At 32.0% G+C, this 26,679-nt stretch carries 17 protein-coding genes and 2 pseudogenes; 8 read left to right on the forward strand and 11 right to left on the reverse strand.

Annotated elements, in window-relative coordinates:
• Positions 1-26: 26 nt before the first annotated feature.
• The 10 genes from LDL57_RS02910 to LDL57_RS02955 form a co-directional block, all read right to left on the reverse strand.
• The gene (locus tag LDL57_RS02910) at positions 27-959 is read right to left on the reverse strand and encodes a FliM/FliN family flagellar motor switch protein (RefSeq protein WP_180560567.1); all 933 of its coding nucleotides are present in this window, start codon (positions 957-959) and stop codon (positions 27-29) included.
• The gene (locus tag LDL57_RS02915) at positions 953-1,711 is read right to left on the reverse strand and encodes a SpaN/EivJ family type III secretion system needle length determinant (RefSeq protein ID WP_225507020.1); all 759 of its coding nucleotides are present in this window, start codon (positions 1,709-1,711) and stop codon (positions 953-955) included. Before LDL57_RS02915 ends, LDL57_RS02910 begins: the two co-directional genes overlap by 7 nt.
• Positions 1,712-1,969: 258 nt before the next feature.
• Positions 1,970-2,440: a SpaM family type III secretion system protein gene (locus tag LDL57_RS02920; RefSeq protein ID WP_180560569.1), complete on the reverse strand. Its 471-nt coding sequence runs from the start codon at positions 2,438-2,440 to the stop codon at positions 1,970-1,972.
• Positions 2,424-3,716 (reverse strand): type III secretion system ATPase SctN, encoded by a 1,293-nt coding sequence (gene sctN, locus LDL57_RS02925; RefSeq protein WP_180560570.1) that lies wholly within the window; start codon positions 3,714-3,716, stop codon positions 2,424-2,426. The genes LDL57_RS02920 and sctN overlap by 17 nt, the downstream gene beginning before the upstream one ends.
• Positions 3,716-4,117 carry an InvB/SpaK family type III secretion system chaperone gene (locus LDL57_RS02930; RefSeq protein WP_180560571.1) on the reverse strand — a complete coding sequence of 134 codons (402 nt, stop codon included), beginning with the start codon at positions 4,115-4,117 and terminating at the stop codon, positions 3,716-3,718. Before LDL57_RS02930 ends, sctN begins: the two co-directional genes overlap by 1 nt.
• Positions 4,118-4,134: 17 nt before the next feature.
• On the reverse strand, positions 4,135-6,159 hold the full coding sequence (locus LDL57_RS02935) for an EscV/YscV/HrcV family type III secretion system export apparatus protein (RefSeq protein ID WP_225507022.1): 2,025 nt from the start codon (positions 6,157-6,159) through the stop codon (positions 4,135-4,137).
• 28 nt (positions 6,160-6,187) lie between these two features.
• Positions 6,188-7,246: a type III secretion system gatekeeper subunit SctW gene (sctW, locus tag LDL57_RS02940; RefSeq protein ID WP_225507024.1), complete on the reverse strand. Its 1,059-nt coding sequence runs from the start codon at positions 7,244-7,246 to the stop codon at positions 6,188-6,190.
• A gap of 41 nt (positions 7,247-7,287) precedes the next feature.
• Positions 7,288-8,907: a type III secretion system outer membrane ring subunit SctC gene (sctC, locus tag LDL57_RS02945; protein ID WP_225507026.1), complete on the reverse strand. Its 1,620-nt coding sequence runs from the start codon at positions 8,905-8,907 to the stop codon at positions 7,288-7,290.
• Positions 8,879-9,709 (reverse strand): helix-turn-helix domain-containing protein, encoded by an 831-nt coding sequence (locus LDL57_RS02950; protein WP_225507028.1) that lies wholly within the window; start codon positions 9,707-9,709, stop codon positions 8,879-8,881. The genes sctC and LDL57_RS02950 overlap by 29 nt, the downstream gene beginning before the upstream one ends.
• 59 nt (positions 9,710-9,768) lie before the next feature.
• Positions 9,769-10,254: a winged helix-turn-helix domain-containing protein gene (locus LDL57_RS02955; protein WP_180560576.1), complete on the reverse strand. Its 486-nt coding sequence runs from the start codon at positions 10,252-10,254 to the stop codon at positions 9,769-9,771.
• A 1,648-nt stretch (positions 10,255-11,902) separates the two neighbouring features.
• On the opposite strand from LDL57_RS02955, the pseudogene LDL57_RS02960 reads away from it, so the two are divergent.
• The 3 genes and pseudogenes from LDL57_RS02960 (at position 11,903) to hemB (ending at position 15,613) form a co-directional block, all read left to right on the forward strand.
• A pseudogene (locus tag LDL57_RS02960) lies at positions 11,903-13,047 on the forward strand (trans-sulfuration enzyme family protein).
• Positions 13,048-13,073: 26 nt separating this feature from the next.
• On the forward strand, positions 13,074-14,492 hold the full coding sequence (locus LDL57_RS02965) for a Na+/H+ antiporter NhaC family protein (RefSeq protein WP_180560577.1): 1,419 nt from the start codon (positions 13,074-13,076) through the stop codon (positions 14,490-14,492).
• Between the two features lie 143 nt (positions 14,493-14,635).
• Positions 14,636-15,613, forward strand: a complete 978-nt coding sequence (gene hemB, locus LDL57_RS02970) for a porphobilinogen synthase (RefSeq protein WP_180560578.1) — start codon at positions 14,636-14,638, stop codon at positions 15,611-15,613.
• 30 nt (positions 15,614-15,643) lie between these two features.
• Here hemB and crcB read toward each other — a convergent pair whose 3' ends face one another.
• Positions 15,644-16,027, reverse strand: coding sequence for a fluoride efflux transporter CrcB (crcB, locus tag LDL57_RS02975; protein ID WP_180560579.1), 384 nt, complete (start codon positions 16,025-16,027; stop codon positions 15,644-15,646).
• Between the two features lie 677 nt (positions 16,028-16,704).
• Between crcB and hcp the strand changes: the two genes are divergently transcribed.
• The 5 genes and pseudogenes from hcp (at position 16,705) to LDL57_RS03000 (ending at position 26,552) form a co-directional block, all read left to right on the forward strand.
• On the forward strand, positions 16,705-18,357 hold the full coding sequence (hcp, locus tag LDL57_RS02980) for a hydroxylamine reductase (protein WP_202881812.1): 1,653 nt from the start codon (positions 16,705-16,707) through the stop codon (positions 18,355-18,357).
• Between the two features lie 846 nt (positions 18,358-19,203).
• Positions 19,204-20,232, forward strand: a complete 1,029-nt coding sequence (locus tag LDL57_RS02985; RefSeq protein WP_225507030.1) for a hypothetical protein — start codon at positions 19,204-19,206, stop codon at positions 20,230-20,232.
• 1,266 nt (positions 20,233-21,498) lie between these two features.
• Positions 21,499-22,485, forward strand: coding sequence for a hypothetical protein (locus LDL57_RS02990; RefSeq protein ID WP_225507032.1), 987 nt, complete (start codon positions 21,499-21,501; stop codon positions 22,483-22,485).
• 409 nt (positions 22,486-22,894) lie between these two features.
• Positions 22,895-24,607: pseudogene (gene cptA, locus LDL57_RS18075) on the forward strand (phosphoethanolamine transferase CptA).
• Positions 24,608-25,256: 649 nt separating this feature from the next.
• Positions 25,257-26,552: a dicarboxylate/amino acid:cation symporter gene (locus tag LDL57_RS03000; RefSeq protein ID WP_180560583.1), complete on the forward strand. Its 1,296-nt coding sequence runs from the start codon at positions 25,257-25,259 to the stop codon at positions 26,550-26,552.
• The last annotated feature ends 127 nt before the right edge of the window (positions 26,553-26,679 follow it).

A 26,679-nucleotide genomic window follows, 5' to 3' on the forward strand; every position in this document is an offset into this window, starting at 1 on the left:
CTTATACTCGCTTTATTAATAATTAGTTATTTTTCGTTATGAAATAAATGAGTGATCTCTATGCCTAATCGATCTTCAATGCAAATTATATTACCTTTTGCAATTAAAACTCCATTAGCAACAATTTTAACATTATTTTCTGCTGCTAAATCACATGGTAACACTTTACCTTGGAAAATACTTTCTAACTCCGATAAAGGAATTTTGTTTTTTTGTAAAATATATTCAAGAGTGATAGGAATATCATCTTTAGATCTTATTTTATCGCTAGAATTAATTAGAATATTATCGTCACTGATTGCATCATCAATATTCTCATCATAAAAATTTGTATTTACCATATAAACTCCATTATCGTTAGTAAAACGACCAATAACTTTGTTCTGAATAACCACATCGTACGTTTGCTGATTTACAAATAAAATATCACCTACATTGACTTTATTTAAAGTTAATACTGTGATCTTGCTAAAACCCATTCTTAAAGTTAATTCCACTGGGATATGATCACATTTATATTTCTCTAATTTACTTACATAATTTAAGTCATTATCAATATCATGGATCCATATATTACCATAATCTGTCCTAAGCATAGCTATGATATTTTTATAATCGCTATCGTTACAATTAACTTTCCCATTACTATATATAGCATTAAATTCTAATTCAAAAGGTAAAAGTTCATTTATTGTATAGCTATTTAAAAAAAGGGCTTCTAATTCTTCAAATTTCCAGGCATACATAGATAAACCGTTTAAATCTGGTTTTATTAATTCTAACCATTCACTTAAGTCTATTATTCCTTTCCAATTTTTATCAGTAAAAAAAGATAATAAGAATTCTCCAATTGGCAGTGGAAATTTTTTTTGACTAATTCCTTTTTTTTGCCAAGAAATTAACAATTGTTTGAAATTAATTTCCTTGTGGCTTTTTGTAGACAAATAATTTTTTAACATTCTTTATCCTCAATAACCATTTGATATTTATTATTTTTTTTATTATCTTCATCTTTGTCATCTTTTCTTATAATGAAAAAATTTTTTTCACAATTGCTATTACTATTTAAATAGTTATGAATTCTATTATCAACTAATGAATCTGATGGACAAAAGCTAAATAATGGATAATGCTGTAGATTCTTATTTATACTTATATCTACATAATGTGTTTTTCCCCATTTTCTGAAATAATATTTTAATTCTCTATTTTCATTAGAACTAATAAAACTATTTTTTATATTGTTATTTTTTTGTGGATCTTCTGATGAAGGTAACTCTATATTTTGATTAAATGTTTTTTTGGATAACAAAAATGTAGTAGGGTAATCATAACTATCTTTATCAGTCATTGGTATTTTTTCATAACTTGCTATCAAATTCATTTCTGGAGAATCAAATAAATTATTCACGCTACTTTTTTTGTTTTGCCCACAAGATCCTAAATCCACAGTGTCAATTAAAGTCGTTATATAGTTTGCATCAATCGTATTATTGATGCTTAATTCATTGATAATGTTCTCTTTTTTTACAAGGCTATCTTCATGTTTTATAGCATGTATTTGGCTAGATATTTTATTGCTGGAATGATAATTTTTATGACTGTTAAATTTATCATTCTTTATCTCTTCTCCATTGGCAAAATCTTTGAAGACTGAGTGATTATTTATTATAATATTTTTTATGTTGCTTTCTGATAGCTTTAAAGACATATTATAAAGTTGATTATCTATTATTATACTATCTTTTACTTCATTTTTTATTAAAAAACTAATTTCATCAATATTGGTAAGATAATCAACTTCATCAATTTCATCTTTATTTTTGCAATCATAAAATATAGTATTATCATTTGATAAATCAATATCATTAGTTTTGATAAATCGATTTCAGATAATAATCTATTATTTTTTATATTTTCTTTAATAATATCATCTAATGAGCATGTTCTGTTTTGCTTTGATTGTATATTATAAATTTTTATTAAACTTACTTTTGGCATAAAGAACTTCCTCTATTTCGTTTTCTTCAATAAGATATTTCCTTTGAATAATTTTAACCATTTCTTTTTTCAATAAAAAAATATACTTTTCACTTTTCATATGTAATTTTTGTTTAATATTTAATTTTTCTTTTTTTTCTAAAATAACAGCCTGATGAGCAGCTTCCTTTTTAGCTTTCTCCAATTTCAAATCTATTAATTGATGATTAAATACCGCTTGTTTTCTTTTTATTGCTAATAACTCATCTCTTGATAAAAACCCTATATTATTAATATCTGCCAATAAGGTATTAATAAACAAAATTTCTTTATTAATCTCATTGATCTCTTGTTCTATTATCATTATCTTATTTTCTAATTTCTGCAGTAAAATATCGTTCTGATTTATTTTTTGGCATTTTAAAGTATGCCTTTTTTTTACATTACGATAAAATTTCATACATCTCCTGTTTTATTAATGCAAAAGATTTTTTTTCATCAGGAGATTGTATAAGCCAATTATTTATTTTGTTATATTTATATAACATCTCATCATTTTCACGGTTTTCACCTTCTTTATATTCGCCTAAATCAATAAATATTTTCAATTCTTCAATTTTACTTAAGATTTTTCTTACTTGTGCAGCATGACTCAAATGTTTCTGATCACATATATGAGAAGCTACCCGACTTATACTTTGTAAAATACTAATAGCAGGGTAATGACTTTTTTCTGCCAATTTACGATTTAAATAAATATGTCCATCAAGAATAGAACGGATCTCTTCTGCAATCGGATCTGGCTCATCATCACTTTCTAATAATATAGTATAAAACGCCGTTATTCCCCCTTTTTGTGTAAGCCCTGGCCGCTCTAATAATTTTGGCAATGCTTCAAATACAGAGGCAGGATAACCTCTTCTTGCGGGAGGTTCTCCCGCAGCTAATGCCACGTCACGTAATGCTCTCGAATAACGTGTTATTGAATCTAAAAATAGCACTACGTTACTTCCAGCATCACGAAAATATTCAGCAATTGTTGTGGCAACCAGCGCAGCATTTACCCGATCTATTGAAGAGTAATCAGAAGTGGCGTAAACAATAATACATTTATCAATATGACCCGTTTGTTTCAATGTATCAACAAATTCTGTTAGCTCACGCCCCCTCTCACCTATTAATGCGATAACAAAGATATCTGCACTGGCATGTTGTATCATCATATGTATTAGTGAAGTTTTTCCACATCCAGCAGAAGCAAAAATACCCAATCGTTGACCAATACCACAGGTGATTAGCCCATCGATCGCTTTAATACCAGTTACAAATGGATGCTGTATTGGTTTTCTCTGCAAATAATTTGGTGGACTTTGGTTAATACCACGCTTTTCATTAGTTAATAACCCACTGTTTTCTTTAAAACGTTCAGCTATATGTCCCATTGAATCAATGACACAACCTAATAAATCTGATGAAAGTTTTATGGTAAAATGTTGTTTTAACGGAATAATAACACTCTCTTTTGAGATCCCTATCGATTCACCTATTAGCCCTAGTATTACAGTCTCTTTTCGAAAACCAAGAACTTGTGCCTTAGCAATAATTTTTGTATCTCGCCAATTTTTATGAATATGGCAAATTTCACCAATTTCACAATCAGCAATATTGGCCTCAATCATTGTTCCTAATAGAGACTGAATCTTATATATTCTATGGCTTAAAGTGATTTGATTCATTAATGCAGCATCTCTGAATAATTATTTATTAAATGGAAGAATTCTTCCAATGCCGCAGAAAAGCCTGCTCCATCGGCTAAATATGCTGGTGAAACAACGCCAGCCAAATTAATATATCTATTACGAGAAATTAATTGTAACTGTTTTGTCACAGTAAACTGACATTCTTCCATTAATTTTTTTAATATTTTTTCGCTTAATTGGTAAATCACATTACTTTCCTCTTCGCAAAGAGGACTCCACAACCATACATAATTATCATCAATGCTTATATTGATATCTAATGAATTACTAAACTCTAATGTAATCGTGGAATGTCCATCAAAATCAGAAATTAAATTTTTATCGCACCCACTATGTACCAGTGCATCACGAACTAATAAGGCAATATCAATATGCATACTCTCTCCATTTAGCTTTAAATCGTTCTTAATACATTTACGGAAACCGTTTCTGTTAATTCACCAAAAGAAATAACATCTACATTATTAAATTTGTTTTCAACAAATTTTTTTAAAAATCTTCTAATATCAACTGAACATAAAATTACGAAATCATTATAAGATAAAGGTAGGCTATCTAAAGCTATGGATATTTTATCTAGTAAATATTCAGACTCTTTTGGTTCTAAATTCAAAAATGCACCGGCCGAGGTATTCCTAATATTACCTCGAATAATTTCTTCATTTTCATTTGATAATAAAATAACGTTTAAATTATTTCCTCTTGAAAATTTGTGACAAATATATCTTCCCAATGCACTACGGATATGCTCAACTAGTAAAATAACATCTTTCTCCTTTGGAGCCCATTGTGCAATAGTTTCCATAATTAACTTCATATTTTTTATTGATATTTTTTCATTAATCAGCCGTTGTAATATTTCAGCTATTCTTTGAATAGTTGCATGTCTGACGACTTCTTTAATAAGATCTGGATATCGTTCTTCTAAATTATCAATTTCTTGCTTGGCTTCTTGTATACCAAAATATTCGTGTACATAACGAGTGAGTATGTTGGCTATGTTAAAATAAATTTCATCAATATAATGGCGACATAAATAGCCTATTTCTTTTATTTTTTCATAATCCGTTTCATTTATCCAAATATCATTATTAATAGTAATCTTTTCGATGCCAAGATGTTCAATTTCATCGGTCTTATTAATTAGTCGATATCCATCATATCTAACATAGAATTGATCTGCTTTTATTTCATTAATTAATAGTACTATGGTATTTTCTTCTAAATCATCAGAATCACTTATAATAATATCAGGCAAATTAATTCCATAATCTAAATAAAATTTATTTTTTAATTTGATAGAAATATTTTCTTTTTTTAATTTTTCAATTGCGCTTTTATTAACAATCAAAATTAAAGGGAGCGTTTCATTTGTTTTTTTATTAATTACCCCTTGATCATCTATTTCTAAATCGGTTATTTCGTTCTCTTCAATTAATGTTGTATTTTCTTTCTTTGGTATATTTCTTTTAAATTGAAGATAATAAATACTAGTCAATATTGCTGAAATCAATAAAAAAACAATAAAAGGAAAACCAGGTAAACTTCCAATACTCAGTGCAATTATTGCTGAAATAATCAAAATTAATGGATTAGTTAATAATTGGTTAATAATTGTTCTACCTAAGTTTTCATTGTCACCATTCACCCTGGTAACAACAAAACCTGCTGCAATCGCGATTAATAAAGCAGGTATTTGTGCAACCAATCCATCACCAACCGTCAAAATCGTATAGGTTGCTAAGGCATGCGAAAAATCCATCTGATGCTGACTAACACCAACACTAATGCCACCAATAAAATTTATGAAGATAATAATAATACTAGCAATCGCATCACCTTTGATGAATTTCATTGCACCATCAAAGGATCCGTAAAGCTGACTTTCCCGTTCAACAACACTACGACGACGTTTAGCTTCCTCCGCATCAATAATACTAGAGCGTAGATCAGCATCGATACTCATTTGTTTGCCAGGCATACCATCAAGAGAAAATCGGGCCGCAACTTCGGCCACACGTTCTGAACCTTTGGTAATAACCATAAACTGTACAATAGTTACTATAGCAAAAATAACAAACCCTACTACTAAATTATCAGCAATAACAAATTGGCCAAATACAGCGACAATCTCCCCTGCATCAGCTTCACTTAATATTAATCGACTTGTACTGACGGTTAACGATAATCTAAATAATGTTGTTATCAATAAAATAGCAGGAAATGATGAAAAATTTAGTATTCTATTTACATAAAATGAAGATAAAAATACTAATGCAGATAAAATAATATTTAACGCGATTAAAAAATCAACTAAATAGGTCGGTAAAGGAATTACCAACATTGAAATGATGACAAAAACTAAAATTAATACAAACAGTTCTGAATGTCTTTTTATTTCATTTAGAAAATTATTCATATTTACTCAATTATTATAGTGATTTATACTATCTTATATGAAAAAAAGTATTTAATTTTTCTATCAACTGATCTTTTATTATTTCTTTATCATTTTCATTAATGAAAATATATAGCGGTAATTTTTTCACTAAATTATATATTAATTGAGTTATTTTTCCTTTATCCTCATTGCTACTATCTGCTTTTAATAATAAATCTAGAAAATCCCCTGTTGCATTAGGTTCCTCAAGTGCGCCAATAAAAAATAATGCTATATTCAACTCCAGAAAGGGAATTGCTTTACTTTTATAATAGTTAATTAAAGAAACAACAAAAAATTCATCACATGATTTTATTGTCTTTATCTGATTTAATCTTGCCAATAAATTACTAAATTCTATTCGACTACAACTGGGATCATTGGAATTAATATCAGTAATAGTTGCATTTTCGATAAATTGTAAAATTATTTTTCGATGTTGTGTTCCATAGGTTGAAATCCAGCTACTATAAATTTGTATCTCACACAAATCTGTTTCAATAAATTGTCTATAACTTTCACGCAGTAAATAAGGTTTAACATCTATTTTAGAACTAAATATACGTGCTTTAAGTGCAACATTAATCCCTGATTTTAAACGTTTTTCATTTGTGGTTTGTTCTACATAACTTAATACATCTATCATTTTTTTTCTATTTTTTTCATGTAGCCTATTACGCCTAATTAAAGCCCGTAATACAATCACTAAATCACTATCATCAGTTATTAACTTTCTAAGTTCTCCTACTAAATGTTTAGTTATACGATCGGCTGTAGATAAAATATTTACTACTTTATCGATTTTTTGATCGATCTCTTCATCTAAAACATTGTCAAATTCATTATAATTTTCTGGTTCACTTTTTCTAACTAATTCTCTTCTCTGTCTAATTTGCGACAGTAATAGTACTTTCCCTTGTTCATTACCTAATTTTTTTCTTTTTTGACTATATTGATATCTTTCTTCGATGTCAGTCTCGTTTTCAGCGTCGAAGGCCTCCTGCCGATCCACTTTTTCCTGATTATTCACTTTTTCCATAATTAATTTTTGTCTATGGCGCTGCATGTGCTGCACCATATTATAAGAATTATTTATGTTATTATTCATCAACGATTACTCAGAAAATTTGACATCCAATCTTCTAATTTATTATCAAATTTATCTTCTATTACTTTTTTAGCAATATTTTCCGCACTCGTGCTTAAAGGATTAATAATCTCTTTAGGCTGTATAAGAAACACTCTGACTAAACTATCTTTTTTTTCAATATTATAACGAAATAGACTACCTAAATAAGGAATATCTCCAAGTAATGGTATTTTTTCTTCTATATTTCTATGTTCGTCACGCGTATAACCACCAATTAACAGACTTTTATTTTGAGGAACTCTAGCAATAGTACTAATATTTGTTCGTCCTATTTCTGGTAACTGATCAGTTATTTGCCCTCCGCGGCTACCATCTTCAACAGTAATCATCATTTCAATTTGATTATTTATAGTAAACCTAGGTAACACACTAATCGCGGTACCATAAGTAACATTTTTTAAATCTGTTGCTCTTTCACCAATTAATTTGGTATAAAAAGTTCGATTATTATCAAATATTGCTGGAATATTTTCTTGCGTTAGCACCATTGGTCTAGAAACAATATTAGCTTTTTCATTTCTTGTTAATGCAAATATATCGGCCATAAAACTGGCTCCATCAATAGTGCTTGTTGTTGCATTTATTGATATACCTAATTTTTGCCCAATATTAGCACCGCCTCTCCATTTTATACCGAGTTGATCAAGTGCTTTTTTTTCAATATCAATAATCCATACTGATAGTTCTATATGCCTCTTGGTTATATCTAACTGTTCTACAATTTTTCGTAAATAATTTACCTGTTCTCTATTACCTTTTATTAATAAGCTATTATTACCAGGATTAGATATAATAGAAACTGTACCCTTGTTTAAAGATAAATCTTCTATTAAAGACGAATTGTTGTTCTGATTAACTAAGTCGTCTTGATTTTTTTTTAGCGTATAATTTTTTAATTTTGAAATATTATTACTTGAAGCATCCATCAATTTATTTATTATTGATGCCATTCCTGGAATAATAATATCATTAAATCTATATTGATAATGACGATCTTCTACAAATGTATTATATAATGGCACAATTGCTATTTTTTCTCGGCCATCAAAGCCTATAGTAGCTTCATCTAAAAACTGGGTGGTATTAACTATTGTCTCGACATAGACTGGTGGTCCAGATATATAAAATAAACGATTGTTACTACCAAAGCGTAGCGGATAACGTTCATCATACAAACCTGAATCTTTTAAAAAATTTTTTATCTCTTGAATTGTTGTATTATGTAAGGTAATAACAGTATTACGCATTTCGAGCGCATCACAAATGTATATTACTTGGCCATTATCGTACCACATCAAATTAAGTTGCTGAGTAATATCTCTTAAAGTATCAAGTGGATATTTAAGATCAAAGTCGCCAGTTATTTTCTTTTTTACAGCAAGTTGACTAACTACAATTGGTTTATTAATTACCGAAGATAGAGCATCAAAAACACCACGTATGGTTTCATTTTTAGCAATATAACCTGATTCAATACTTTGCTCTGATGCGGCTTTAGAACTTGACAATAATATGAAATTTAAAAACACAAAAAAAATTAATATACTACTATCTTTTCTTATCTGTAATCTCTTCATCGGTGACACTAGGCCCTTTCTTTTGATAGTATCTTTTTAACCGGCTCGGACTTATCCCCAAAAAACTCTTCACTTCATCAGAAAAATGAGACAGGTTGGAATAACCATATTTAAAAGCTATTTGTGTAATATTCTGATTTTTATCATTCAAATCTAATAACGCATTAACTAACCGCCATTTTTTTAACTCAGTTTTAGGAGAATTACCTAATGCATTTCCTGCTAGTTTCCTAAAGTAAGAAACTGATAATCCATATTTTATACTCATTTTCTGTAATTTTTGGTTTCCTTCCAACATCGATTCTTCAAGCAGAAAACGGACAATACGATATTCTTCATTTTGGCGTAATAAAGAAGAAAACCTTTCTGCCTTTTTCTCTTTATTAATTTGTTGACTCAAAAACCAATATTCTAGATTTTTTTGTTTTTTATAAGTATCAAAATTAAAATTAATAAAAGCAGAAAGATAATTATTTTTAAAATTATGAATTTGATTATTTGCTTTATCAATAAAAGCCTGCATTTTAGCTAAATGTAAGATATTTTCTTTTTTTAACCTGATTTCACCCGATAGAACATCTATTTTAGAAGGTAAAATCGTCATGATCCCACTCTTTCCAATATCCAAACAACAAATTTCTTGATTTTTTTTTGAACTAATGCGAAGTTCTGTTTTACTGACTGCGGTAACATAATAAAGAACTGGATTTTCTAATAAAATTTCGTCATATTTTAACCACATAGATTCACTCTGCCGCAAAACTTGCTCCTTAACATGAAACCAGCTTCTAGCAAAAAACACGATCCCATTAAACCTTAAAATTAGACAAAGATCACAACCAAATTATGACGAAATCATGACTATTTACATTTAATGTTCAATGTTAAGCGCTGAAAACTATCCTTTATTGAATTTGAAGAACAAATACCCTCTTTAAATACAGGTAATATTCTGCCAATACTTTGCATATAATGCCCACTTTGCCGCTTATCGTGGCTAGGAATTTGGTATAGATAATCGTTCCTAGCGTCCAAATCGATAAGTTTTACATCACCATTAAAGCAATATCCTCTACCATAAATGGTTATAATCAAATTTTCCTGTTTAAATAATTTTCGTAGGGAATAGATACAACGAACAACCGATTCATCTTTTACTTCTCCACCTTGCCAAACATAAGCGACGATATCATCTTTCTTTATAATCTTTTTACTATTAGCCACTAAACAACTTAATGCCCTTAATTCTTTGGGTGGTATTGCAATAATTTCTCCATTTTTCATCAGCATTTCATTGCAATGTAATCGATAATCTAAAAATTGAAAAACTAAATCTCGATGTATCATAATAAGCATCCTCTCTACGACTCTATTTAATAGTCTAATTAATAGCCATCCTTGAAAATGGTATCCATAATAAAATTGCATCACACTATCTGTTATTCTACAGATTTTTTATTATTTACATTAAATAAAATGATTGAAGGTTAAACAACTCTTACCACTAATATAAATAAATTTAAATTTTTTAATTCCATTACTTAACTCCGCTAATGAAACAAGCATCAGTATGATTTTTAAATAATAAAATATATAAGAAGTATAATAATATATTATAATAGTTCTCTATTACAAGAAAAGATTAAAGTCATATTACCTCAATTATGCAATTTGTTTTTATCGATCCGTTTACACATTATTGATAGCCTAAAACTATCAAAAAATAAACACATTAATAACTAATTGATAACAAGGAACATTATCATGTTTCCCATTTATTTACCAAAAAATAAACATGAATAATATTTATTTAATTTTTGACCGATATTTTATTCTTTTATTTAACAAAAATAAAACATTTTGTTATCTAATAATAATTTTTTTTGAACATTTACAATAAAATATTCTTTTTTGGTATTTTATTTGATAATAAATTTATTTGTTAGAAATATTTTTAGCAAATAAAATCTACAGTTATAAATTTATTATTATTTACAACCAACTTTAATTTATTGTTTCATACAGTAGTTTATTAAATATTTTTAATGAAATTCCCTTCTATTTATGTTTAATTTTTAAACAAAAAGGATACATGATGTCTATATGCTTTGCATATGCTAAATTATATCAATAAGTATATATCTGTTATATGGTGCAGTTTTTTTATTTACCATTAATTAACTCAGCATCTTTTTAATATGCTAATTCTCGTTATCAATTATTTTTTTCTGTATAAAACTATACAAAATTTTAATAACTAATATTTTGTACTATATATAGGATAGAAACTCTTTTCCATTTTCGACTATCAATTAAGTAACTACTTTTCTACTAGTTAGGCCTATAATTTTATTTTTTAAGCTTTTTTATAATTTTCTTTAAGCACTTATTAATTATGATACTTATCTTTACCAATAATGATTGATAGATGTTAATACTGAAATAATGCTAAAACTTGAATCTTTTATCTAATATAATAAATAGTAAATAATTTAATATTATTAATAAAAAATTTTATACTATAAAACCTAACTTGCATTATCATCCTGTTTCATATAAACATTAATCTAACAATATTTTGTTTTTGTTAAAATTATTTAATTGGTCATTTTTATATATAAAAATTAATAGCAAAAACCAATAAAATAGAAAAGATTATTTTCAAAAACAAAAATGTTTAACCTAAATATTATTAGAATTATCTTTCTCTTTTATTTATAATATTTCTTGTTTTAATTTATCTCATTGTAAAAACTTTCCCTCCAGTAAATTAGTGACACAAAATAACAAATAAAATAATAATATATAATATTTGTTTTTTTATAAAATACTGCCACTACTTTTCTTATCAATAGAGGATAAATACTGCCATATTAATATATCACCTAGATCCTTTCATTTAACACAAATCTATTGTAATTCTATCCATTTATACAACTATACTTATTGTCATATAATGATTTAATACTGATTAGAAAAATATATAAGGGTTATAATGGCAAAATTTTCAACTATTTTAATTCATGGAGGAAAACAGCACGATAAAGCTAATAATGCTATTTTCCCCACTATCACCACAGCAAGTAGTTTTATTCAACAAAATATTGATGTTAATGGTGAATTTAGCTATTCACGAATTAAAAATCCAACACGTTATGCTTATGAAACATTACTTGCTGATATTGAAAAAGGTTTTTATGCTACCGCAACTGCTTCTGGTGTCGCTGCAACATTACTGGTATTAAATTTGCTACCACAAAACTCGCATATTATTGCCATGCAGGGTGTCTATGGCGGCACTTATCGTATATTTGAAAAGCTAATAAAAGAAACAAGTGGTCATAAAGTCGATTATATTGATCTCAATAATCTCCAACTAGTTAAAGAACATTTACGCAAAAATACCCGTCTTATTTGGATAGAAAGCCCAACTAATCCGTTATTAGAACTTGTTGATATTAGTAAAATTTGTCAGTTGGCAAAAGAAAATAATATCATAACCTGTGTAGATAATACCTTTGCCACTGCCTGGAATCAAAAACCTCTTGAATTAGGCGCTGATATCGTCATGTTGTCTACTAGTAAATACATAGGCGGACACTCAGATTTAATTGGTGGTGCCGTCATCACTAATCAATCTACAATTGCCGATAAAATTGACATTATTAAAACAACCATTGGTGCTATTGCTTCTCCTTTCGATGCCTATCTAGCATTAAGAGGTTTAAAAACTTTAGATATTCGCATGACAAGACAATGCGCAAATGCACTGGCAATTGCTAAATTTTAAATAAACATCGTAATATTACAAAAACATACTATCCAGGACTGCCTGATAATCCACAATACTCTATTTGTCAGACACAAATGAAAACCGGTGGCGCAGTTGTTACAATTAACATTAATGGCAATCGAGATAACATAAAAAATATTATCGGCAAATTGCAATATTTTGTTCTGGCCGAATCATTAGGTGGGGTTGAAAGCATGGTAAATCATTCAGCAACTATGTCCCATGCCGCTATGACGGAAGAAGAAAGAGTCAAAATGGGCATTTACGATACCACCTTACGCTTATCTGTCGGGATAGAAGATATTGATGATCTACTTAACGATTCAGAGCAAGCACTTAATTTTTAATACACACCTAGAGACAGGGTATCGCAATGAATGACTACGGGATCTGGACAGTAATTACACCGCTTATCACTATTATACTCGCGATAATGACACGCCAAGTGATCTTATCGTTATTGATAGGTATTTTAGTTGGTTATACCGTGATTAACGATCACAATATTTTGTTAGGCATTCAAGCGACCTTGACAGGAATTATTGCTACTTTTGCCTCCCCCGGTAATACACAAACGATTATTTTTATTTTATTGATTGGCGGAATTATGCGGTTAATTAGTGTGACCGGTGGGGTGGGAAGTTTAGTGCACTTGCTAACCAATAAAACGCGTTTAATAAAAAATAAAAAAGCAATCCAACTGCTTGCCATGTTTATTTCAATAATCATTTTTATTGAAAGTTCCATTAATCAATTAGTCGCTGGTGCTTCTACTAAAAATATTGCCCGCTCTTATGGCGTTTCAGCAGAGAAAATGGCCTATATTATTCAAACGTCGGGTGTCTCGGTATGTTCTTCTGTTATGATCAATGGCTGGGGAGCTGCCATGATGGGAGTGATTGGCGTACAAATTTCTAAAGGTTTTATTTCAGGCGAACCATTCGAAATTCTCGCTACTGCTATGCCATATAATATTATGGCTTGGTTATCATTAGCCTCAGTACTATTTTATATCCTTACCGATTATTCATGGGGCCCCATGAAAATAGCTGAACAAAAAGCGATTGCCAATCAATATAGCTCCCATCAACCATCTTCCATTGCTGATGAAGAGGTCATTGATCATCCAGCAACTCACACTGTATTGAACTTTTTTATTCCTATTCTGGCAACAGTTTTAATGGTACCTATTGCTCTTTATATTACGGGTCATGGCGAATTTACTAAAGGCAGTGGTTCGACCTCTGTTTACTGGGCGGTGATGTTTGGTACTTTAGTCTCCTTTATCTGGTTTTTAGCCCGCCGCATTTTAACGATCGAAAGTTTCTTTAAGGAAGTTTATATCGGTTACGCTAGTATGATCAAAATTAGCTCAATCATGATTTTAGCTTTTTTAATGGGCAATGTTTCTGCCGATCTAAACACGGGTGCTTATATTGCGCAAATTTCCACTGGTGTATTGCCGGCAGGATTATCGGTAGCTTTTATTTTTTTAATCAGCGCCATCATGTCATTAGCAACCGGCACTTCATGGGGAACTTTTGCTATCATGATCCCTATCGGCGTACAATTAGCCCTTTCCGTCAATATGCCTGTTGAATTAATGATTGGCGCAGCGATTACCGGTTCGATTTTTGGTGATATGACTTCACCAATTTCTAGCGACGCCATCGTTGCTTCAATGGCAACCGATTGTGATCATATTGAACATATCAGAACACAAATGCCTTATGCTATTGTCACCGCAATAATTGTATTAATTATTTATCTTTATTTAGGATTTAGTCAATAAAACAAAATGGCATATAGAGAAAAACAGCGCTTTAAATAAATATGTAAGATGAATTAATAATATTTATAATACGCAGCAAATATTATTATGCAAAAAAATAATACGTTTAATTATAATTACTGTAGCAGTAGCAAGGAGAAGGTGTGCAACATCAGCAAACTATTCGTCGTTTAAGGCGATTACGTCAAACAAAAACAGTTCGCGCTTTATTTAAAGAAACCACTTTAACGTTAAATGATCTTATCTTGCCCATTTTTGTTGAAGAAGAAATTAAAGATTATCAGCCAATTACAAGTATGCCTGGGATTTTTCGTATTCCAGAACACAGGTTGCCTTATGAAATCGAACGGATTGCTAAAGCCGGGCTCAAATCAGTAATGTTATTTGGTATTTCCCATCATCTTGACGAAACAGGTAGCGATACCTGGCATGAAAAAGGTTTAGTTGCTCGTATGTCAAAAGCCTGTAAGGATACTATACCTGAGATGTTAGTCATGTCAGATACCTGCTTCTGTGAATATACCTCGCACGGCCATTGCGGTGTGCTAGGCAGTAATGGCGTGGATAATGATGCAACATTACTAAACCTCGGCCGACAAGCAGTTACTGCTGCCAATGCTGGTGCTGATTTTATTGCGCCTTCAGCCGCAATGGACGGGCAAGTCATTGCCATTCGCGATGCACTGGATAAAGCAGGTTTTACTGCTACCGGTATTATGTCCTATTCAACCAAATTTGCTTCCAACCTTTATGGCCCTTTTCGTGAAGCGGCAGGCTCTTGCTTAATTGGGGATCGTAAAAGTTACCAAATGGATCCAATGAACCGTCATGAAGCGATTAGAGAATCATTGATAGACGAGCAAGAAGGCGCTGACGTTTTAATGATAAAACCGGCCGGCACTTATCTGGATATTATTCGTGATATTCGTGAGCGAACTGAACTACCATTAGCCGCTTACCAGGTCAGTGGGGAATTTGCCCAAATCAAATTTGCTGCCCAGGCGGGCGCAATTAATGAAATCGATGTTGCGCTAGAAACATTAGGTGCCATCAAGCGTGCCGGCGCTAATCTGATTTTGAGCTATTTTGCATTAGATTTAGCAGAAAAAAAGTGCCTTTAAGCAATTCATGTTAGCAAAAATGGTTAGTTGCTAGCGATTTTGGAGCAATTGGTAAACCAACATACCAAAATAAGTTACGAGTAATGTACTAACCACATGAATTAAGATTTCCAAAAATCCATGATAGTAGCGTTGTTGCTGAAACGAGAGCATAACTTCCAATGAAAAGGTAGAAAAAGTTGATAAGCCACCACAAAAACCGGTCATTACCATCAATCGCCACTCAGGTGATAGCGTATAATGGTTAGCAAAATAAGCAAAAGCAATACCTAATATAAAACTAGCAATGACATTTGACAGATAAGTCCCTAATGGTAATAGCGCAATTAATGGATTTAATTTGGTCGACAAAAACCAGCGTGAGATACCGCCAAGCGCAGAGCCTATTGAGATCGCCAAAAAGATTTTAATCATAAATTATTTTCATCCAATAGAACATTTCATCATCAATATTTTGTGCTTTTCTTGCTACAGTAGCAACCACATTGATATAACAGATAATTAATATTAAACAATTCAATAATAATTTGTCATCATCCTCAAGCTGGAAATTATGCCTATCTCACTGCCAAAATTCTTCTCTTTAGTCGCATTAGTCATCATTCATTAAATGACTTAAAGCGTTTACCTTAATATCGTTTTCATTTGCCACATAACTTTTGTCTTTTCCCTTGGCAACAGTAGTCAATTAACGCTTAAGCATCAAACCTAATGATTAATAATAGAGTCATTAACTAAAACCTTAACTAACCTGCTGTATTATGCGCATCGATAGAGAATGAAAGTTGTTGATAAATAGATAAGTATTTTACTTAATAGTGGAGGGGTAATAATAGATGCTATAGCCAGCTGTCACTACACGAGATATTAATAGCTAACTTAACTAATGGCAGATCCGGAATGCTCAATGATAATAAAGGAAAAAGAGCGTTGGTTGTTTTTTCCATTATTACTGTTAGAAACTTTCCTTTTAATGCCAAAATTGTACTAAATCAATTTCCTATTAAGTTGTATTAAAAATATATTTTCAACCCATAAGGCTAAAGTATAGTATAAACATGTATGTTAAATGCAAATTTAGTGGAGTTATCATGTTTTGTGTGCAATGTGAGCAGACGATATGTAGCTCAGCCGGCAACGGTTGTACTTATACCCGCGGTGTATGTGGTAAAACAGCTGAAACATCGGATTTACAAGATCTACTGATCGCTGCGCTACAGGGACTATCGGCATGGATAGTTAAAGCTTATCAATACGGTATTATTGATCATCAAATTAACCTCTTCTCACCACGTATCCTTTTCTCTACTTTAACTAATGTAAATTTTGACTCTTCGCGGATCATCGAATACGCACGTGAGGCAATTGATAAACGCGAGGCTCTGAAAAACCAATGTTTAGCAAAAGATCCAACGATTATTTTAAATCATCCAATGGCAGATCTACAATTGTCCAGTAACAATCTCAGCAAGTTACAGCATCAGGCAGCAGAGTTCGCACTTAATAAAGATAAAGCGGTGATTGGTGAAAATATTCTTGGCTTACGCTTGCTTTGTCTGTACGGTTTAAAAGGTGCAGCGGCTTATATGGGGCATGCAAGAGTTCTTGGTCAATACAGTAACGATATCTACCATCAGTACCATAAAATTATGGCATGGTTAGGTAGCCACCCGGCGGATATGGATGCCTTATTGCAATGCGCAATGGAAATTGGTCAGATGAATTTTAACGTAATGGGCATTTTAGACGCCTGTGAAACTGACGCTTATGGTCACCCAATACCCACTCAAGTTAACGTAAAACCCGTCGCGGGTAAATGTATTCTGGTTTCCGGCCATGATCTGCAAGATCTACACAACTTATTGCAACAAACTGCCAGCACGGGTATTAATATTTTCACCCATGGTGAAATGTTACCGGCACACGGCTACCCAGAAATACGTAAGTTCAAACATCTAGCCGGTAACTATGGTAGCGGCTGGCAGAATCAACAAATTGAGTTTACCCAGTTCCCCGGCCCAATTATCATGACGTCAAATTGTATTATTGATCCATTTGTTGGCAACTATGCCGATCGTATTTGGACCCGTAGTATGGTTGGCTGGCCAGGGGTAAACCATTTGGAAGGCAAGGATTTTAGCCAGGTGATTGCTAAAGCGCAGCAGATGGCAGGGTTTATATATAGTGAAATTGAACATCTGATCACCGTTGTTTTTGGTCGCCGCACGCTGCTGGATGCAACAGATAGACTTATTGATCTTATCAACAGTAAAAAACTGCGCCATATCTTCCTAATAGGTGGTTGCGATGGAGCGCGGAATGAACGTAACTATTTCACCAATTTTGCCACTCAGATACCAAATGATTGTCTGATTCTAACTTTAGCTTGTGGTAAATATCGTTTTAATAAATTGGATTTTGGTAAAATAGCAGGCTTACCACGCTTAATAGATGTGGGGCAATGTAATGATGCCTATTCGGCAATTATTCTGGCCATCAAATTGGCGAAAAAATTAGCCTGTAGTGTGAATGATCTACCGCTATCCCTGGTTTTTTCCTGGTTTGAACAAAAAGCAATTGCTATTCTACTTACCTTGCTGTCATTTGGAATAACTAATATTGTCATTGGCCCAACTACACCGGCTTTCTTGACGTCAGATTTGCTCGCTATCCTAAAGAAAAAATTTGGTTTAAGAAAAATCACTAACGTAAAACTGGATATGCAGCAATTGCTATGTACTTAAAAATAAATAATAGCAATATTAGCATGTTGTTGATAAATGCACTCCCATCCCATAACTCAAGAAATATCATATGTGGTTGGGAGCTGTTGTTACTTTTATCGGCACTGTTGCAAGCTTTGGTCGCTGATAATCTTCCTTACAATTTAATCAATGGTACTGAGCATATTTGTTTTAGAGATCGATACTTTACTGGCAACATCGTTCTTTGAGCGGTACGCCGCAACTGTCAATATAGCATCATCTATCACGAATTACCGAAGATGCAGGCGCTACACAAAGCTATGGCAGAACGAATCTATATAACCATACCTTGAATAAAGTAAGGCTGGTGAACAGCGTTTTATAATGTAATCCGCTGTGATTGCCCAGAAGTGCTGCCATATTCATATTTGCAACCGTGATCTTTTTATTAATCAATTATTTTATTCATATACCTATTATTCATAATATCCTGTTGCCCTATTTAATTTTTATTATCCATCTATATTTAAAAATTTTTTATAAAAAAATAATTAAAATTACAAATATTGCATTTAAGCTATTAATATATTTAGTTCACTAAATTAATTCAATAAAGCGTGTATTTAATACCTTCGTCAAAGCAGATAAATAATGATAAGGTGGAAACGGGTATAATAAATATCATTTAATTAAAGTAATACAAAAATAGCAATACTTTAAAATAAATAATCAAATTAGGTAAAAACTCTATCCATTAATTTTTATCAATTGACTAATAAACAATTCAAGCTTTTTACAACAGAATATCAGCAAACTATCAATAAGTTACCATACAGTATAAATATAAAATTAATATACTAAAACTATTTTTGAGGATAAAAACAGATGAAATTAATCTATAAACTAATACCTCTTCTTATGGTAAACATAGCATGGGCTAATGATATAATACCCGACCATATTGGAGACAATTATGTCCATTTTGCTGGCGCCGCGACGATAAAATCAAATATGCCGATTGGTACCAGAATTATTGGCCCTCTTGAAGGACAGATGAGCACTAAAGTTCATGGCAGCTGCCCTAGAAACAATATTCGTATATTAGTAAGAACAAGTGATTATAATAGCTATGTCGATACTTATAATGGTAACAAAGTTTATGCTACTGGAACGCCAGGAATTGGTTATGCAATAAACGATTATCAACTAAATACAGCTGATCGCGATCGTTGGTTTATGTGGGGAATGGTAAGAAAAAACACTAAATTTGTAGCTGGCCAAATGGGTGCCTATGCAGGAGTTAGTTTTTATAAAACTGGTGATATTCAACCTGATGCCACCATTACAAATTTTAATATGGCAAAATTTTACTTACGCTGTCTTAATAGCGGACCAAGCCGTCTTATGGCTACCTTAAAATTTGTTGGCCGATTAACAATGAAAGTCGAGCAAGATAATAACGGTGGTTCCAACAATGGCGGTTCGAACAATGGTGGCTGGAATAAAGGCGGACAAGGAGGTAATGGCAACAATAGTGGTTCGAACAACGGTGGCTGGAATAATGGCGGACAAGGCGGTAATGGCAACAATAGTGGTTCGAACAACGGTGGCTGGAATAATGGCGGACAAGGCGGTAATAACAACAATAGTGGCCCGAACAATGGCGGACAAGGCGGTAATAACAACAATAGTGGCCCAAACAATGGCGGACAAGGCGGTAATAACAACAATAGTGGCCCGAACAATGGCGGACAAGGCGGTAATAGCAACAATAGCGATTCGAACAATGGTGGACAAAGCGGTAATAACAATAATGGCGATTCGAACAATGGTGGACAAAAAGATAATACTCCAAATAACAATAATAACAACAATAGTAACAGCAATAATAGCAACATTTGGCCAACTCATTAATAAATAGAATAATGATAAAAACTATTTAATAAAAAAAATAACATTTTATAAAATTATTTTCAGTGGAGTTTTCACTATAACTCCACTGCTATTACTGTTTTTTTATTTATATATTTTTCGTTGACCAATGGCTTTCAATTTTACAAAATCGAAATCTTACCTATTGCGAATAACAGAGCGCGCGCCATTTATTGCTATTAAGCAATAATAAATCTATTACATAAAGATTCAGACTTTAAAATATAAACCCAGACATATTTTTTATATCAATAACTCAATTAGCAGTATTCCTTCATCATATTCAGGTATACTTTTTATAATAGTTATTTTAATTTATGAACCAATGTTGTTGTTTTATTTTATATTTTGTTAAGTTCACTATGCATATCGTCATCTTAAGCCAGCTTAGAAAAAATTTAGTTAAATTTAATAAATTTCACTTAAGAAAAAAATGATAAAACCAAAAAATTTCAGTAGTTGTATGGGCTATCGCTACTTTTTCAATCGATACAATTTATCGCATAAATGATTATCGAATGCAACGATTGAAAATACCAAGGCAAATAGGATAATTAATCGATCATGTTAAGCTATTCAGTTTTGAAGCCCAGAGAGCTAATTGCCCAATGCAGTTGCTCTAAAAGATAAAAAATACCATCGGGACAACCTCTCCTTTGTCTAATACTTGCCTTCCCTCGATACCTTAATTAAACCTTCTCAGGCTAAAATGTAGCTGATAAATAACATTTTCAACTTTGTATTCTTTGAGACAGACAAAAGGCAATTCAAGCTTCTATTTACAATAATGCCGGCTAAGTTATCGCTATTTCCTTACCAATGACGATAACTTCATTGTTCTCACTTTCATTATTATTAAAATTTAGTAAATTGTTTTTATTACCAATTGCTATTTAAAGAAAATTTTTTCTAAAAAAACTTATTATAAATATTAAATTTAAGCTATCAATACATTTAATTCACTAAATTAATTCAATAAAGCGTGTATTTAATGCCTTCGTCAAAGTAGATAAATGATGATAAGGTGGAAATGGGTATAATAAATATCATTTAATTAAAGCAATGCAAAAATAGCAATACTTTAAAATAAATAATCAAATTAGATAAAAAACTCTATTCATTAATTTTTCTCTCTTAATAATCTATTCAAGCTTTTTTACAACAGAATATCAGCAAACTATTAATAAGTTACCACAAGTTATAAATATAAAATTAATACACTAAAACTATTTATGAGGATAAGAACAGATGAAATTAATATATAAACTAATCCCTCTCTTTATGGTAAACATAGCATGGGCTAATGATATAATACCCGACCACCTAGGAGAAAATTATGTCCATTTTGCTGGCGCAGCGACGATAAAATCAAATATGCCGATTGGTACCAGAATTATTGGCCCTCTTGAAGGACAGATGAGCACTAAAGTTCATGGCAGCTGCCCTAAAAACAATCTTCGTATATTAGCAAGAACAAGTGATTATAATAGCTATGTCGATATTTATAATGGTAACAAAGTTTATGCTACTGGAACGCCAGGAATTGGTTATGCAATAAACGATCATCAACTAAGTACAGCTGATCACGATTGGTGGTCTATGTGGGGAATGGTAAGAAATAACACTGAATTTGTAGCTGGCGAAATGGGTGCCTATGCAGGAGTTAGTTTTTATAAAACTGGTGATATTCAACCGGATGCCACCATTACAAATATTAATTTGGCAAAATTTTACTTACGTTGTCTTAATAGCGGGCCAAGTCGTCTTATGGCTACCTTAAAATTTGTTGGCCGATTAACAATAAAAGTTGAGCAAGACAATAACAATGGTTCGAACAATGGCAGCTGGAATAATGGCGGACAAGGCGGTGGTAACAATAATGGCGGTTCGAACAATGGCGGCTGGAATAATGGCGGACAAGGCGGTAATGGCAACAATAGTGGTTCGAACAACGGTGGCTGGAATAATGGCGGACAAGGCGGTGGTAACAATAATGGCGGTTCGAACAATGGCGGCTGGAATAATGGTGGACAAGGCGGTAATAACAACAATAGTGGCCCGAACAATGGCGGACAAGGCGGTAATAGCAACAATAGCGGTTCGAACAATGGAGGACAAAGCGGTAATAGGAACAATAGCGGTTCGAATAATGGTGGACAAAAAGATAATAATCCAAATAATAATAACAACAACAATAGTAATAGCAATAATAGCAACATTTGGCCGACTCATTAATAAATAAAATAATGATAAAAACTATTTAATAAAAAAATAACATTTTATAAAATAATTTTCAGTGGAGTTTTCACTATAACTCCACTGCTATTACTGATCATTTTATATATTTTTCTCAAATCAAAGCACTAGCTGCTGTTATTATTACTATAATCTTTATCTTTATTATTAAAACCCAAAATAATTGGCTATCTTGTTAGTCAAAATAAAATATCATTTAATAATACTTCTTAACTAGTGTAAATCTGGTAACGCATTTTCAACAATCACTTAAGAGCAATAATATTTTTGTTGCAATTATCTGTATTTCGTTTAATGTTCAAAAAATTATCAGTCGCCCAAAACCTGATAATGAAAATAATACCCAACACCTTACGTTTGAAAAACCAAATTGATGAGCATAAATTATATGTTTAATTCTTCACCAAGTAAAAAAAATAACTTGGTAGCCTTTATCTGGTTACTTGTCTTTTTTCTCTATTTTTCTACGGTTATTCAGATCATTGTAGTAACAACCGGTCAAAGTAATACCATTGGGCTAAGAGATTCTCTTTTATACAGCACTGTTTGGCTTATTCCAGCCCTGTTTTTTTCTCGCCATATTAAATTGGTTACCGCTATTATAGGCTTTATTCTTTGGCTATCCTCTGCGATCGCCTTGGCCTATTATATTGTTTATGGCCAACAATTTTCACAAAGTGTCATGTTTATCATGTTTGAAACAAACACACATGAAGCTAGTGAATTCTTAACGCAATATTTAAGTATTAAAGTTATCGCAACCCTATTGCTTTATACGCTAATCGCTATTTTTTTATGGACACGCATAAAACCTGTTCATATATCCGTTTCTGCTAAACTTTTATTGTCAACGATTATTATTGGTATTCTTTTTGGCGCCCCTTTTTACAAAAAAGTTATCAAATCAAACGGTGATCTTGATGATCTCATGCCATATTTAAATGCGAGAATGGCTTATGCTGCCCCTTGGCAATTTATTAGTGGTTATTTTCTCTATCAGAATCAGCTGATGAATATGGAGGCTATCTTAACCAACAATGCTAAAATTCCTCCATTAAAAAATTTGATTGATAACAATGGTTCTACGCCAAGAACATTAGTGTTGATCATTGGTGAGTCGACCAGCCGAGGCCGCATGAGTTTATAGGGCTATGGCCGTAAAACAACACCACAACTAGACGCGTTAGCAGCACAATACCCTAATAATTTAAAAGTATTCACCGATGTGGTTACTTCACGCCCTTACACTATCGAAGTGTTACAACAAGCATTAACTTTCGCCGATCAATTACAACCCGAACTTTATAAAACGCATCCCTCGTTAATGAATATGATGAAGCAAGCGGGTTATAAAACTTTCTGGATCACCAATCAACAAACTATAACTCAGCGTAATACGATGTTAACTGCGTTTTCACGTCAGACGGATAAACAATATTACCTGAACAACGATATGGCGCAAAGTTCACGGCAATATGACACATCGGTGCTAACTCCATTCCAGGAGGTATTAAAAGATCCCGCTGAGAAAAAATTTATTGTTGTCCATTTACTTGGCACTCATATGAAATATGCCTATCGCTATCCTAAAAATGAGGGGATATTTGATAATAAAACAGATACTATGCCGGCTAATCTTAGCAAAAGTGAACAAGCCGATTATAACGACTATGATAGTGCACAACACTTCAACGATAAGGTCGTGGCAACGCTAATTAAAGATTTTGCTGCATCTAACGAAAACGGTTTTTTAGTCTATTTTTCTGATCATGGAGAAGAAGTTTTTGACACACCGCCATATCATATATTAGGTCGTAATGAAGCAGCACCAACGCGCCCTATGTATGAGATCCCTTTTATTATCTGGCAATCACCGCAATGGCTTAATGCTCATCACCACCATTTAGATAACATGGTAAATAGACCCTATAGTATTATGCATTTGATCCACACTTGGTCAGATTTAGCCGGACTTGAATATGATGGATTTGATGCCAGCAAAAGCGTCATTAACAAAAATTTTCTGCCTGCCCCACGTTACATTGGTGATCCTTATAATAAACAACAACCACTAACAACTTATGATCAACTAAAAAAATAGTCCTTTCATTCATTCCCCTGGTTAATTATCAGGGGATAACACCGCTAATCATAAGATTTAAAGATAAAAATCATATTCATAACCAAATTTAAACTGACTAATTTTTAGACAAGATTATAGTGGCGTACTTTTGTTTAAGATATCAATTAATTAATAACTAAAAAGCTAAATTATTAGTTAATAATGGCAAAAATAGTCGTATCCCCGCTATTACTAGAGCATTTTATTAATTAAATAAACTAATAATATCAGCTCGTTAATTCACAAAATTTAAAATTATTCATTAAATTATATGGTTTGTTCACTTTAATGCTGTTATGGTTATCATTCTACATTGTAGGATTGCATAGCATATCAAAATGCTAATGTGTTTAATGCTTAATGGTATGAATTATTTTGAACATGTAATTTAACACTTAATTAAATAACAAATAATCAATATAAACATTCACTTAACTTGATACTAATCATGTATCTAAACCAGAATATTGTATCAATTTCGATAAAAACAAATCGATATTATTTCTCATTTTAAATGCATTTATTTAACAAAATTAAAGGATGACTTAAATAATAACACTGAAATACTAATTCAGGCTTTGTTAAATAATATGAGATCTAATACCAGCCTGACAAAAACGGAATCATTATGAAATCGAAAAGTTTAACTACTTGGATTATTATAGGCCTGATCACCGGGATAATCGTTGGATTTGCATTAAATTCACTTACCAGTACAGAAGTAACAACGAGCTACGCTAAAAATATTTCAATCATTACCGATATTTTTTTGCGTTTGATAAAAATGATCATTGCACCATTGATTATTTCAACACTGATCGTCGGGATCGCCAAAATGGGTGATGCCAAAACATTGGGGCGGGTTTTCTCAAAAACGTTGTTACTGTTCATGGTCGCCTCTTTCATTTCAATTACCGTTGGTCTGGTTATTGTTAATATTCTTACACCAGGAGCAGGTATTAATTTCGTGGCAAATAGCAGTTCAGCGGTGACAAATATCGCACCTACGACCTTTTCTTTGCACAATTTTATTGCTCACGCCATACCTACCAGCATTATTGATGCGATGTCGCGTAATGAGATTTTACAGATTGTAATTTTCTCAATTTTTATGGGATGTAGCTTATCTGCTATAGGTAAAAAAGGTGAACCGATTATTAAAATTCTGGATTCACTGGTTTACGTAATGTTAAAGCTGACAAGCTACGTTATGCTTTTTGCCCCTATTACCGTTTTTGCCGCTATCTCCGCCATGATTGCTGAACGCGGATTAGGTGTACTGATCAGTACTAGCATTTTTATGGGAGAATTTTACTTTACTCTAGCATTACTGTGGGTGATCTTAATTGGAGTATCGGTGTTAATCGTTGGCCCATGCATTTTACGCTTAGTTAAACACATTATGGAACCCGCCTTACTCGCTTTTACTACTTCAAGCTCTGAAGCCGCTTTCCCTGGTACTTTAGAAAAACTGGAAGAGTTTGGTATTTCTAATAAGATTGCTAGCTTTGTTTTACCCATTGGTTATTCATTTAACCTTGTAGGTTCAATGGCTTATTGCTCATTTGCAGTTATCTTTATCGGTCAAGCATGTAATATCCATTTAAGTATGGGTGAACAAATCACGATGCTGTTGATTTTAATGCTGACATCTAAAGGTATGGCCGGCATACCGCGGGCATCTTTGGTCGTTATTGCAGCGACACTAACCCAATTTAATATTCCAGAAGCTGGCTTAATTTTATTAATGGGCATTGATCCTTTCTTAGATATGGGACGTTCAGCAACCAATGTCATGAGTAATGCCATGGGTGCAGCACTTGTTGGTCGTTGGGAAGGTGAACACTATGGTGACGGATGCCGAGGCACACCGAAAGAAAAGTCTGATGATTTTTTTACTGATAAAATCAGTTTGAAATCTTAATAGCAGGTAATATTCTCCAGCAAAATAGAACAATAAGACGCGCCGATCAGCGCGGCTTATTGATTTAAGATACAATACGACTGATTGATTTGAAGTAATCATTCATACCACTCATGAAGGATTATCT

Source organism: Arsenophonus apicola (assembly GCF_020268605.1).
In the GTDB taxonomy this organism is placed as follows: Bacteria; Pseudomonadota; Gammaproteobacteria; order Enterobacterales; family Enterobacteriaceae; genus Arsenophonus; species Arsenophonus apicola.

What these genes read in the sequence shown, in the direction of transcription:
- sctW (WP_225507024.1), bottom strand. Translation starts at nt 7,246, where the DNA reads ATGCAGCGCCATAGACAAAAATTAATTATGGAAAAAGTGAATAATCAG.
- LDL57_RS02920 (WP_180560569.1), bottom strand. Translation starts at nt 2,440, where the DNA reads ATGAAATTTTATCGTAATGTAAAAAAAAGGCATACTTTAAAATGCCAA.
- LDL57_RS02990 (WP_225507032.1), top strand. Translation starts at nt 21,499, where the DNA reads ATGAAATTAATATATAAACTAATCCCTCTCTTTATGGTAAACATAGCA.
- LDL57_RS02915 (WP_225507020.1), bottom strand. Translation starts at nt 1,711, where the DNA reads ATGTCTTTAAAGCTATCAGAAAGCAACATAAAAAATATTATAATAAAT.
- LDL57_RS02935 (WP_225507022.1), bottom strand. Translation starts at nt 6,159, where the DNA reads ATGAATAATTTTCTAAATGAAATAAAAAGACATTCAGAACTGTTTGTA.
- LDL57_RS02930 (WP_180560571.1), bottom strand. Translation starts at nt 4,117, where the DNA reads ATGCATATTGATATTGCCTTATTAGTTCGTGATGCACTGGTACATAGT.
- LDL57_RS02985 (WP_225507030.1), top strand. Translation starts at nt 19,204, where the DNA reads ATGAAATTAATCTATAAACTAATACCTCTTCTTATGGTAAACATAGCA.
- sctN (WP_180560570.1), bottom strand. Translation starts at nt 3,716, where the DNA reads ATGAATCAAATCACTTTAAGCCATAGAATATATAAGATTCAGTCTCTA.
- sctC (WP_225507026.1), bottom strand. Translation starts at nt 8,907, where the DNA reads ATGAAGAGATTACAGATAAGAAAAGATAGTAGTATATTAATTTTTTTT.
- LDL57_RS02910 (WP_180560567.1), bottom strand. Translation starts at nt 959, where the DNA reads ATGTTAAAAAATTATTTGTCTACAAAAAGCCACAAGGAAATTAATTTC.
- LDL57_RS02965 (WP_180560577.1), top strand. Translation starts at nt 13,074, where the DNA reads ATGAATGACTACGGGATCTGGACAGTAATTACACCGCTTATCACTATT.
- LDL57_RS02955 (WP_180560576.1), bottom strand. Translation starts at nt 10,254, where the DNA reads ATGATACATCGAGATTTAGTTTTTCAATTTTTAGATTATCGATTACAT.
- crcB (WP_180560579.1), bottom strand. Translation starts at nt 16,027, where the DNA reads ATGATTAAAATCTTTTTGGCGATCTCAATAGGCTCTGCGCTTGGCGGT.
- LDL57_RS03000 (WP_180560583.1), top strand. Translation starts at nt 25,257, where the DNA reads ATGAAATCGAAAAGTTTAACTACTTGGATTATTATAGGCCTGATCACC.
- hcp (WP_202881812.1), top strand. Translation starts at nt 16,705, where the DNA reads ATGTTTTGTGTGCAATGTGAGCAGACGATATGTAGCTCAGCCGGCAAC.